General features: G+C 46.8%; 8 protein-coding genes, 1 other RNA gene and 1 pseudogene. 3 read left to right on the top strand and 7 right to left on the bottom strand.

Features of this window, described 5'->3' with window-relative positions:
- From ACLQ7H_RS16265 to ACLQ7H_RS16280, 4 genes and pseudogenes are all read right to left on the bottom strand, one after another.
- Positions 1 to 161 (bottom strand): GFA family protein (locus ACLQ7H_RS16265; protein ID WP_411753572.1); only part of this gene is annotated, 161 nt, incomplete at its 3' end.
- Positions 162 to 383: 222 nt separating this feature from the next.
- Positions 384 to 5,939 carry a DUF3320 domain-containing protein gene (locus ACLQ7H_RS16270; protein WP_411753569.1) on the bottom strand — a complete coding sequence of 1,852 codons (5,556 nt, stop codon included), beginning with the start codon at positions 5,937 to 5,939 and terminating at the stop codon, positions 384 to 386.
- A gap of 645 nt (positions 5,940 to 6,584) precedes the next feature.
- Positions 6,585 to 7,094: a hypothetical protein gene (locus ACLQ7H_RS16275; RefSeq protein WP_411753570.1), complete on the bottom strand. Its 510-nt coding sequence runs from the start codon at positions 7,092 to 7,094 to the stop codon at positions 6,585 to 6,587.
- 577 nt (positions 7,095 to 7,671) lie between these two features.
- Positions 7,672 to 8,914, bottom strand: a pseudogene (locus ACLQ7H_RS16280) (primase-like DNA-binding domain-containing protein); the annotation flags it as partial.
- On the opposite strand from ACLQ7H_RS16280, the gene ACLQ7H_RS16285 reads away from it, so the two are divergent.
- Positions 8,890 to 9,804, top strand: a complete 915-nt coding sequence (locus tag ACLQ7H_RS16285; RefSeq protein ID WP_411753571.1) for a hypothetical protein — start codon at positions 8,890 to 8,892, stop codon at positions 9,802 to 9,804. The pseudogene ACLQ7H_RS16280 and the gene ACLQ7H_RS16285 overlap by 25 nt on opposite strands.
- A 275-nt stretch (positions 9,805 to 10,079) precedes the next feature.
- Here ACLQ7H_RS16285 and ssrA read toward each other — a convergent pair.
- Positions 10,080 to 10,443, bottom strand: a transfer-messenger RNA (tmRNA) gene (gene ssrA, locus ACLQ7H_RS16290).
- Positions 10,444 to 10,491: 48 nt separating this feature from the next.
- Entirely contained in the window at positions 10,492 to 10,974 is a 483-nt protein-coding gene (gene smpB, locus ACLQ7H_RS16295) for an SsrA-binding protein SmpB (RefSeq protein WP_021178921.1), read from the bottom strand.
- Between the two features lie 161 nt (positions 10,975 to 11,135).
- Between smpB and ACLQ7H_RS16300 the strand changes: the two genes are divergently transcribed.
- On the top strand, positions 11,136 to 11,570 hold the full coding sequence (locus tag ACLQ7H_RS16300) for a type II toxin-antitoxin system RatA family toxin (RefSeq protein ID WP_021178920.1): 435 nt from the start codon (positions 11,136 to 11,138) through the stop codon (positions 11,568 to 11,570).
- On the top strand, positions 11,563 to 11,847 hold the full coding sequence (locus ACLQ7H_RS16305; RefSeq protein WP_059201560.1) for an RnfH family protein: 285 nt from the start codon (positions 11,563 to 11,565) through the stop codon (positions 11,845 to 11,847). Before ACLQ7H_RS16300 ends, ACLQ7H_RS16305 begins: the two co-directional genes overlap by 8 nt.
- A 113-nt stretch (positions 11,848 to 11,960) precedes the next feature.
- On the opposite strand, the gene bamE is transcribed toward ACLQ7H_RS16305, so the two are convergent.
- Positions 11,961 to 12,299, bottom strand: coding sequence for an outer membrane protein assembly factor BamE (gene bamE, locus ACLQ7H_RS16310; protein WP_021178918.1), 339 nt, complete (start codon positions 12,297 to 12,299; stop codon positions 11,961 to 11,963).
- Positions 12,300 to 12,459: the final 160 nt, after the last annotated feature.

The following is a 12,459-nucleotide window of genomic DNA, read 5'->3' on the forward strand; positions in this document are numbered from 1 at the left end:
ATCCATTGCACATTGGAAGCCGAGAACTCAATCCATGCCGCGGACTGGGCACCGGTGTGCTTTTGGCAAATATCGCATGAGCAGGTGTGTGGGTTTGCTGGGCTGGTTGCCTTAAAGCGTATGGCTCCGCACAGGCAGCCGCCGGAAAACTCGTTGGTCATGCGTATTTGCTCGATGGTTGAGTGGGAGTTTAAAGTTAGCAGCGGAGATTCTATATCGCTATAACTGAAGGTAATTTATTGATGTTTAGAGTTATATTTTGGTATGACTGTTCAGCTTTTTAAAGCTTAACGCAGGAGCTCAAAAGCTAAAGAAGAGGGTGTTGATATCAGGCATTGCACCCCAAGGCCGCTTTCGCGACCTTGGGCAACTGTCTACAGCCATTAATTTTCCACTGTTTCGCTAACAATAATCATTGTATTTTCTCTCCTCAGAATACCTTCATTCAATAAAACTTCTATGACTTCAGATATTGTCTTTCTCAAGACGCTGCTTGTTGCTCTGAATCCCAACATTCTGGAAACAGATGAAATGATCTCGTCATCTGTGGCCCCTAAGTTTCTTATCACCACTGCATTGATGCCGACGGCTATTTCTTCAGGAGCAATCATTTCAGGTTTTCTCAGACCAGATGACTGAACGTTCTGTCGATTTCGGAGCGTGACTTCTGAGGTGCTACACATAAGGAAATTCCCAGCCTGCAATATCGTTCCTTTTTTGCATGCGATATTGATTGCCTGATTTACTGCCGCTTCTATTCTTGCCCCGGCACGCTGTAACCCCCATGCGGTTCTTAGGCGTGTAACGACTTCACTGACATGAATTGGTGACTCTGTTTGAACAATTTTTTCAATCAGGTCTACCAAAATGCTCGCTGGTGTTTCATGCAGCTGCCAATTGGCATGAAACTCTGGGGTAGACTCGATATAATTATCAACATTCTCAAGACTCTGTTCAGCATCGACGAGACCAATTTCTGTTACAGACTCACGTTCAATAGTGATAATTTCAATGGGCACAGCTCTGGTATCAGAACTCCTGCGCTCCGAACGAAGGGCAAGTTCATTTTTTGCTGTTTCGATTGCTTCGACAGTACGTTGCAACTGTTCTTCTGGTCGCTGGAACCAGTCTGAACTCCAAATTCGGTGAATAATCCACCCATGATCCTCCAGCACGGATTGGCGCAATCTGTCACGTTCACGGGCGGACCGAGAGCTATGATAGGCTCGACCATCACACTCAATGCCAATCAGATATCGTCCTGGCATATCAGGATCTGCAATGGCTAAATCGATAAAGAATCCAGCAATGCCAACTTGTGGATGGACCTGGTAACCTCTCTTTTGAAGTGCATCAGCCACCTGTTCCTCAAACACACTATCCATTGTACGATCGGATTTTTGAGCCAGGGATAAACGTCCTGTGCGAGCGTATTGAAGAAACAGTTTGAACGCAAAGACACCTTTGCCTTTTGCCCGCTCAAGATCGATATCTTCGTCAGTGATTGACGCAAAAACCTCACAACGTCGTTTTGCTCTACTTATCAGAACATTCAAGCGGCGTTCTCCTCCCTCCGCACCTAGAGGGCCGAAACGCATCGCCATGTAACCATTGGTATTTTTGGCATAGCCAACGGAAATCATAATAACATCGCGCTCATCTCCCTGAACGTTCTCTAGGTTTTTAACAAAGAATGGTTCATTTGGATGGGCATGGAAGAAATCTTCCAACTCCGGATTCAAGCGGCGTAATACCTCTAGTTCATCCTGGATTGCTTTTCGCTGTGAAACCGAGAATGTCGCAACACCCAGAGACAGCCCTTTATGATTTTGTGCGTGTTCCATTATTGCTGTAGCTACACGCCTTGCTTCCACCGGGTTAGAGCTGCTGCTTCCCGACTCAAAAACACCATTTTGTACATGATGAAATAGCAACCCCATTCCGGCTTCTTGAGTGTACGGGCTAGGTACTATAAAGAGTTTATTCTCATAAAATTGGCTGTTAGATACAGCAATTAATGATTGATGGCGGCTACGATAATGCCAACGCAACATTCTCTGCGGTAACCCTCTGGCGACAAATAATCCCAATACACTCTCGATATCTGCCACCTGTGAAAGTTCATCATCATCCTCATTATCCGATTCCGTCATTCTAGAGAAGAAGCTGGTTGGGGGTAATTGTCGTTCATCACCTACGACAACCACTTGCCCACATCTTGCAATGGCGCCGATGGCATCAACAGGTTGGATCTGGCTAGCTTCATCCATCACGAGAAGATCAAATTTTTGGCATCCAGGTACCAGAAATTGTGCAATAGATAATGGACTCATCATCATTACTGGTTTTAGAGCTTGTATCGCCATGCCAGCCTTTAGCATTAGCTGCCGGATTGGCATGTGCCCCCTCTTACGTGCCATTTCTGCACGCAGAATACTAACAGGGCCCGCACCACCTATTTGAGATGGAATTCTACGATGATGTGCTCTAACCACTTCAAAGCTAGCTGCTTTGATACGCTTACGATCCAAGTCAGAAAACTTTTCCACTTCTCGGGAGTGAAGCTCTCCATCAAATCGAACAAGCTCAGGCTCTTGTTCCACCATTAATGCCATTAAGGATTCATAATAAGTACGTTCAACAGCGGTGAAGCTGTTTTCTTGCGTAAGGCTTCCATTTGCAAGTTTTTCAATAAACTCGCTCATGCCTAGCTTTTTAGCTAAAGAAGCTCGGTATTGCCAAGCAACCCATTTGGAAAGCTGTTCTGAATTATCCATCCACAATAGCAACTTAGTGCCTGCTGCTAGTATTGATAACTCATCAATTGAAGCTACTTTAAACAGCGTCTCAGTTTTTGAAGCTAATCTTATCGACAGGTTATCGATAGTGTTGATAAGTTTAATGCCTATCTGTTGATATTCCTTTGCAAGTTCCGCTATTTCATTTCGATCGTTGATGTTGGCTGCAATATAACGTAAATCCTGATGCTGCTCTATCCAGTTGGATGCTTGCATCAATGATTTCCAATCGGAATCACTTTTCATCCAGCTATTAGCAAATGCCTGAGTGCCTAGAATATCAAAAGAGTCTATTGTCTGAGATAGTTGCTGTAACGTTATGAATTTCGATAGTAAGTGTCGCCTTTCACTTAAGTTGTCTGGCGGGTTTTTAAATATATCTCTAGATCTTTCGTCAACCCAGATTAACTTTTTAACATATTCATCGATAAAATTAAGATGTACGCGACTTATAGAAAAGTTATTTTCAAAGAATTCATTTGGAGTCGAGCCGAAAGCGTTCCATAGAGTATCTAACTGAGCACTTACCTGTTCAAATGTGGTGTTAAGTTGTTCAACTTGGTATTTGACTAAATCACGATCCGCAAGGCGGCTAGCAAGAACTCGAGTTTCTATATTGAATTCTTTTAATGTCTTCATCCAATCGATAAGTGCTAATAATAGTTGGTTATTGCTATTTTCTCCACGCCAATCACTGCCAAATGCGGATTGTCCAAATGCATCAAGTTCTTTTATTTTTTTTCTTAACGATTGTACTTCCAGCAGTTTATCTAGTAATTCAACTTGCAATGGAATTGGCATTGAAGGGTCGCGAATAAGGGATCGCACAAAAGCCCGGGATTTTCGCCATTCACTGCTGAAAAACCGAAGTGGATCTGTTTGTACTGCTAAACTGTTTCTCGCAGTAATAACGTCAGCTTCCCAGGCAACTCCTTGTAGTTGGTGTTCAATATTAGAATACGCTTCGGTTAATCGTATTATCGAGTTAACGAGGTCTGAAGCTTGTTCAACACCTTGCTCCCAAACGGATGCAATGAGGGCTTCGGGGCTGACATCGGGCACAGAAGCCACTTTTTCACCTAGTTCGATCAACTGCTTGATATCTTGGCAAGTATCCCGTCCTGTTTGGGACCCTAATTCAAGCTGTAGTTGACGTGCTTCAGCCAGCAGTTTTGTCAACGACCTCTGAAGAGGAATTGCAGTGGCAAAGCCTGAGGGTAATAAACTATCCGGAAGCGCTTTTAATTCAACCTCAAGTTCAGTAAGAGGCATGTTTAAATTTCCAACTACAATCTCACTCTCAAGTTCTGTAAAGCTCCTTTGATAATCAAGGCCTAAATTAATTAGATTATTGATCTCTACTAGTTTACTTTTCCATATTGGCGAGGTTAAGGCTTCCACAGAGAGATTTGGCGCGCTGTTAATGTGCTCCGTAATCACCACGAGTTCATCAATATCTTTGAAGGTGTTAGGAGCAGGAAATAACGCTACATTTCTTGCTAGTGCTACAGTTTTAGAATAAAAATCTGCAAGTTGGATTAGCACTGCGTTAATATCAGGGACTAAACGTTCCACCTCGCTGGGTATAATTCTTTCAAGACCAACGCCATGCCACGGGTGATTATCAGGTATCCCAATATCATTTACCCTATCTAAGAGTTCTTTTGTAAGCTCTAAGCGTTTTGTAACATCATTGCTGCTCCACAATTCGATGCCGTGCAAACGGAAATTTGTTGGGGTTTGGCCAACCTGGCGTAGGCGGACTAAGTGACCCATGACTTGATATGGAGTGAGCTCCGAAGGGCTATAAACCTTATGGATCCTCGCAGGATGCTGGTTTAATAGATCTCGAACTTCGGTCAGATTATCTATCAATGTGTCTGAGAATTCTCCGCGGGGGGAACCTAATTCCCAAACTCTTTTAAGTTCTTCCAGGAAGGCGCGCTTGTTTGTTTTGTTGCTGTGTAACTCTAGACAAGCATCGCCAACGCCGTACTGATCAAGGCGACGCTTAACAACCTCTAGAGCAGCCATTTTTTCAGCAACGAAAAGAACTGTTTTTCCATCCGCTACAGCAGAAGCAATGATGTTTGCGATAGTTTGTGACTTACCTGTTCCAGGTGGCCCCTGTATGACTAAACTTTTACCCCGACGGACCTCATGAATCGCAAGAGTTTGTGAACTGTCACTATCCATGATGTGCAGCATATCTTTTGGTGGAATAATAGGGTCGATTGGTACATCTTCGGATAGCAGACTGTCATCTTCATCAAACCCATCCGACATCAGTGCACGGATAATGGGTTGGGAGGTAATACTATCTTTGGCGGGCCAATTAGCAGGATCTAGATCGCGATACATTAAAAATTTAGCGAAGGAAAATAAGCCCAAAGAGATATCATTTTCTAGAACTTGCCAATCAGGCTTAAGGCTGACTGCTTCAGCGATATCTGACATGTAACTAATGATATTTAATTCATGATTATCATCTAGTCTCATCTCTGGAAGAGTAATTTGGTGAATTCTTTCTAAAAAAGCCTCAAGGGAAAGGTTGGCGATAATTTCTTCGTTCCTTGCTCGTAGTTTAAACCTTTCACCAACATTGCCACGTTCAAGAGTTACAGGAATTAAAATTAACGGTGCATAGCGAATATTTTCTTTATTAGCAGGATCTATCCATTTTAACGTTCCCAGTGCTAAATAAAGAATATTGACACCTTGTTCTTCCTCTAACGTTCTAGAGTCGTGATAAAGGTCCAATAGCCTTTTTTGTAACCCTTTAGCCGTTAGCCTTGTTTGGAGTTTTGTATCTAAATGCTGTGCTTTTGGAGTATCATCTTCTTTGAACGGATAGAGAAATGTTTCAATGTCATCATTCACTTCTTCACTTTCCTGGCTATCATCATCTTTGCCAGTTTTTCCATGCAGGAAGGTAAAGGTTTTAGCTTCAACCACTAATAGCTTATAAATATATTCAGAGCGCTCATCACACACATCAAGAAATTTTGACGTCCGTGCTCTGGGAATGTTGAGCAATCTATTTCTAGCACCTAAATCAAGCAGTTGCGCTCGTGCTCTTTCAAGTTTTTGCTCAAGGGAGAATGTATTGCTTTGAAATAGTGTCCCTTCGTTATCATTCATACAATTATTAGTCCGTCATATTGTTCTTGTTAACCCCTACGCTATCTGAGATATCATTGCGGTAGGATGCTATGAAAGAGTGCTGATGAATATTTTATAATAATTTAATAATGACTTTACTCCAGCCCCGAGAGGAAGTGAAGAGGGGTATTCTGGTTTTAGGTCTCTGTTTTCGCGTCTTATGCCGATTGGTCGCAAGATTACCTTTCTAAGTTTCGATCAGACAGAGGGAGGGATAGGGTGCGGTTCACACGTTTAGATAGGCTATTTGATGTTGTTGGGAAAATTCTTACCTATTAAAATCTTCCTCCATAAAGTCGCTAGCCTCATCTTCTAGGGGCGTAGGTTTTAGACACAAAAAAGCCCGCAACGTGAATTGCGGGCTTTTTCGTCACTGTCGCCGGGTCTATCTGGTATCACTGGCGACCTATTTGCTGGGGGAATCTGAATGGATTGATTAGTTAGTTGTATTTATTGATAAAAATCGAGTTCAGATTTGTCGCGTGTACCTAAACGTGTACCAATTATGAAAAGTGATATCATTCCATGAGTGATTTTTAAGCAAATATTTCAATGCATAACGAGTAGGACAAACTACGGTGAGCAAACCGGAAGAGTGGTCTCATCTATGCCTAATCACATCTTTTAATTAGCAAAACTCCCGGATTGAAAAATAACCTTTTGTCGGTAACCCGTTTCTTTTATCACTCTGTAGGTATCGCCCGATCTGCTTTCAACAATGCTACCGGCGGTCATTGATATGCTGCTTTCTTCGTAGGCAAACTGACAGCTAGCCTGATCGAAGAAGCTCCGCAGGTAAGGTTTTACCTGCTCAAAAACTTCTTGGTGAGGGCAACTTACATAAAAGGTGACAATGTCTAGTTGGTCGGTCATCCCTCGATACAGTTCAGCGATGAAGTAGGTCTTGCTAAACCTGGATGATGTGAATACCAGGATATCGCCAGTCCCTACCGCAATTTCGTCAAAATAGTAATCGCATAGACCACAAAGATTAAGATTGATGTGCATGGCCTCCAGCGCTGCTTTTAAATCTGCATTGGGGAAGAAAGGGCCGTACTCGTCAGGGCAACATGTCCAGTCAGTCATAGAGACACAGACAGTAAAAACTGTGCTTGGTATTTGTGCTGTCATCATCAATCCTTGGGGATGGTCATTAGTAGTAAGTTACGGTAAAGCAGCCAAGAAAAAAAGATTTATAGAAAAACTAGTCACACTGTTCACTTTTGAATTTTCTCTATATTAATCATTGCATTAAAGGGTGATGAGTTTTCCGGGAACTGTGCACAACTCTTCACTCCAGTGTGAACAGTCCCGATCCGCGAACACAAAACCAGCCGGAAGGTTGCCACAAAAAAAGATTTATAGAAAAACTGGTCACACTGTTCACTTTTTACATTTTATATATATTAATCATTATCTTAAGTGGTGATGAGTTATCCGGAAACTGTGCACAACTGTTCACTCCAGCGTGAACAGTGGCGATCGGCAAGCACAAAAAAACCGGCCGGAGCCGGTTTTGCCGTTGTACTGAAAGGGCGGGAGCGAACGGCCCGCAAGCGGGCCGGAAGGATAACCGATACATTTTCCCTGGTGTTGGACTGTATGCGGTTTATACAAGGGACTATAAATGCCTCACTGCGGCAGCGTCCAATGGGTTCGGCAGATCAATAGCCGAGTATTGATCGGTGAAAACGATCGTGACCGCGTTCACTCAGTGCGCTTCACACTTAGGCAGCCAATCGGCCTCACAATCCTCACTCAGTACCAGGTTGGTCTGTATCCCCTGATTGGTCTTGCGCTTAAGCAAGGTGATCTCGTATTCGCGCAAGGTCTGCGGTATGGCTCGTCCGAACGCCGTCAGATTCAACGGGTATTTGTGTCCTCGCGCCTCCATATAAGACAGGTAAGCGTGATACAGATACTTGCGCGGGTTGGCGGGCACAATATTGGCGTTTCCCATATACAGGCCGTGGGGTTCACTCTCTTCCAGCAGGTAGCCACAAAAATCAACCAGCGGATCGGCACTGCGTTTGATCTCCAGCGCTTCATCCGAGTGTTGCTGCGCCTGGAGCAGATCGCGGGCGTCGTTCGGGTTCCAGCGTATCGATAGAGGCCGAGGTGGTGTTGTCTTTCCCCGCCAGCAGGCTGGCGATCGAGGCCATCACGCTTTTACCGCTGCCACCCGGCCCGGTCACTTCAAGGAACATCTGCCAGTCATAGCGGTTGGCCAGCACCATAAAGAGTGCCGCGAGGATACGTTCCCGTTTGTCGGGTTGCTGTCCGGCGGCCCGCGTCAGCCAGCGCCAGAAGTGCGGCGCGTGGTCAGCCAGATTTTCCCCGGCCTTGGGTGGCGTGTAATCCACGCTGTTCACGGTGCGCAGCCAGTGGGTTTTCTGGTGGGCGCTAAACTGGCCGGTGACGGTATCAAACACCCCATTACGAAAGCCGATCAACTGGCGGGCCGGGGTGCCCATCTGCGGCACCATCAGTTTAAGCGTATCCAGAACGCTGCCGATCCCGGAGGCCGAGAACGGGGCGCGGATTTTCTGGAACAGGGCGGCAATTTCCCGGCTAAGTACCCGGTAAGGCAATACCTGCCATGCGCCATTCTCGTAGCGGCATAAATCTTCCCCCACCGGCGGCACCGCCAGCAAGTGCTGGTAGTGTTCGGCCAGCAGTGCGGCTTTCTCACTGGCGCTCATGGCTTTCAGGTCGGCATCGCTGAGGGTGTCGAACGGGCTAGGGGGCTGCGGTGGGTTAAACACCTGCAACTGTGCCAGGGTAGGGAGTTTGCCCTGTTGCTGATAGAGATCGTTCCAGTCACCGATAATTGGCGGTAATGCCAGTGTAGCGCCGGTCAGTTGGGCGGCCTCGGTGGCGCGGGTCTGGCCGGTGCCGTTCTCGTCATTGTCGGCGGCCAGCAGTAGCAGTGCATCCGGGTAACTGGACATTAGACCTTTCCGGGCTGACATCGCCAACTAAGAAGACGACAATTGGGAATGGTATAGGCAGTTTAGATGTTGAAGCCAAGAGCAATCTGGCTGGGCAGGCTGGCTATCTGCGCTATCGGCATACAACGGGGCCGATCGTTGTTTATACCCCGATATGCTTTAGTATCAACGCCAGTTCCTACTACAGTGAATCGGGGGGCATTACAACAAACACGAAAGTAACGCTAAAGATGACGCTAGTTTCCGCAACTGGCACAATTTTGAGAGAAACCCCGGCAAAAGTGTATGTTATCGGTTCGAATAGACCTCTCATTTATGTCAATGATGGCTTCGTTGTTCCTCCTGGTGCACCCTCTCCAGCAGCGGCTTACATTGATGTGGAAGTGAAGTTCGAAACCATAGCGGACGGGGACTTACGCATAATCCTATCCGCTCCGCAGCTTGAACGTGCTGGGCTGCCAACGCCGTATAAATATTCACAATTTCCGAGCAACTACTTCACTCGGGTCAGAAAGACAACAGGCCAATCGATAGTGGCAAACACCACAACAACAGTAGTTTTCAACAGCGTCCTTGAGGGAACCAATATTGTTTACGATACGACCACAGGTATCCAGTCGGCATCCGATGGCCGCAACTACTTGCTTCAAGTTAACCTGGGCCTTGCTGGTATGGTTGCCGGCGACATCGTGATACTTTATTTGCAAGTGGCGGGATCACCGACTTATCCGGCCTATGCCGTGGCTGGCGCTGGTAAGAATGTATTCAATGCTTGTTGGACTGTGCGCGGAGATGGGCGTGAGTACTCAATTGCCATTAGTCACAATAGTTCTGCTGCAAGAGCGTTAACGACATTTGCTGACGCTGCTCTAACTATATCTGCCACGAATTAAATCTTTCTTCTTTCTTGATCAACTGTCTACTGGACGCTGCGGAGGGCGTTTTCTGTATCTGGAAATCGCCCTCCCAACCTCTGTAATGGTTGCTGCCACCCGGACAAATTTTTTTCGATTTATGATGGCCGATCATCACAAACAAGAAAGCCGCTAAAAAATCCGCGGCTCCTTTACGTACCCTTTGTGGTCCATTCACTGTCTGGTCAGTGTCCGGTTTGTATCTCTAAGTGACTGTTTTTGCACTTGCTGTCCATGCACAGTCCTATCAAAAGTGGTGGAGCTGGGGGGATTTGAACCCCCGTCCGAAATTACTACACCGTCGGCACTACATGCTTAGTCCAATCTTTACATTCGCCGGTCAGCTGCGGATGGACACGCCACTAACAAACTAGCCTGATTAGATTTAGCACTTTAGCCCCAGGCAGGACTTCCATGCGATCTCTTTTGGGTTTGACCTCTCTTGATCCCCGTCTTAAGAGCGGAAGCTAGGGAGAGAGGGCTCTAAGCAGGGTATTAAGCTGCTAGTGCGTAGTTTTCGTCGTTTGCGACTATTTTTTTGCGGCTTTTTACGAGGCAAACCGCCCCTCGGCATGCTCCTAGGGCTTCGCAAATCCCGTCGAATCCAGAATCAGCCCCAAGTACTTTGTGCAGTATAACAGAAGATTACCCTGTTAAGCCAGCGGCTTAACGGTTGGCATGCTTCATGATACGGGCTTTCGCCGTCTGCCACTCACGATCTTTGATGTCATCGCGCTTATCGTGTTCTTTCTTACCTTTGGCGACGCCGATCTTCACCTTGCTCCAGGCATTTTTCCAATACATGGAGAGGGCGACGACGGTATAACCATCGCGGGTAACGCGGCCGATCAGTGAGTCTAGCTCACGTTTTTTCAGCAGGAGTTTACGGGAACGTGTTGGATCGCATACCACATGAGTTGAAGCGACGTTCAGCGGCGAAATGGTGGCGCCAAACAGATAGGCTTCACCGTCGCGGAACATCACATAACTGTCGCTGATGTTAGCTTTGCCAGCACGCAGTGATTTTACTTCCCAACCTTGCAGGGCCAAACCCGCCTCGATCTCCTCTTCGATGGAGTATTCGAAACGTGCTCGCTTGTTTTGTGCAATGGTTGCGGAACCGGGTTTGTATGCTTTTTTCTTTGTCATAGTGCGCTCATTATACTGGATGGCGCAGCGAAAGAAATCCTTTCCCACTCAGCACCTGCGCAATTTCTCGCATTTTGGAGCCGTGCCGCGCGTAGCAGATTTTTTGTTTGGCGCCAGATAAATGGTATTATCTGTACGTTTTTTGCCTCTCAGGAAATGATATGCCCCAGATCAGTCGATCTGCATTAGTGCCATTCAGCGCTGAGCAGATGTATCAGTTGGTTAACGATGTTCATTCTTACCCCGATTTTCTGCCAGGATGCACCGGCAGCCGGGTGATTGCCGCTTCCCCAAATGAAATGACCGCCGCGGTAGAGGTGGCAAAAGCCGGCATCAGCAAAACCTTTACCACGCGCAATACGCTGCTGGATAACCAAAGCATCAATATGCAGCTGGTCGATGGCCCGTTCCGTAAGCTGATGGGCGGCTGGCAGTTCACTGCGTTAAGCCCCGAGGCGTGCAAGGTAGAGCTGCACCTGGATTTTGAGTTCACCAACAAACTGATCGAACTGGCCTTCGGGAAAGTGTTCAAAGAACTGGCCGGTAGTATGGTGCAAGCGTTCACTCAGCGCGCCAAAGAGGTCTACAGTGTCTGAGATACGCGTTGAGGTGGTCTATGCGTTGCCAGAACGCCAGTATGTGCGCCAGGTTAAGTTGGCCGCAGGCAGCAGCGTTGAGCAGGCCATCCTGGCTTCTGGGCTGTTAGAGCTACGAAGCGATATCGATTTGGCCAGCAACAAGGTGGGTATTTACAGCCGACCGGCTAAGCTGAGCGATGTGCTCAATGATGGCGACAGGGTAGAGATTTACCGGCCATTGATTGCCGATCCCAAAGAACTGCGCCGTCAGCGGGCGGAAAAAGCAAAAAAATAAGGCGCTGAATGCGCCTTATCTTCATCAGAACGTTGTCTTCCGAGTTGCAGCCTGCGACTGTCATGAAGGATCTCACTCTTCCCCCACGGGCCGGATGACAGCTCCGGCTCGGCTTACTCGGTCAGTGCCGGTTTATTCTGCAGATCCGTCAACACGCCTGCGCTGTCGAACGTCAACGTCAGCGTTTGCTGCGTGATCTTCTCATGGCCTGGCTCTTGGCGGAACACGTAGAACCACGTCTGGGTACCAAACGGATCCTGCATCATTGGCGTGCCCAATGTGTAAGCAACCTGTTGTTGCGTCATTCCCTTGTGGATTTTTGCCACGTCGGTTGGTGTCAGGTAGTTACCCTGGTTGATATCAGGCCGGTAAACCACCTTCTCAAAAGTAGAACAGCCTGCGGTCAGCATCACAAGAACCACAGCGGCAGCTGTCAGCATTTTACAGCGCATAATAATCACATTCCTTTAGGGCATAGGATGCCGATGATAATAGACCTTGCAGCAGTTGGGAACCTTTACAGGGCCTCATTATGACCTCAGGAAAGTAAAAAAGTTATGCGGCCAGCAATTCTTTTGCGTTTGCCAGCGTATTTTTAGTGACTTCACTGCC

This window comes from Serratia sp. (in: enterobacteria) (genome assembly GCF_046715635.1).
Taxonomy (GTDB): Bacteria; Pseudomonadota; Gammaproteobacteria; order Enterobacterales; family Enterobacteriaceae; genus Chania.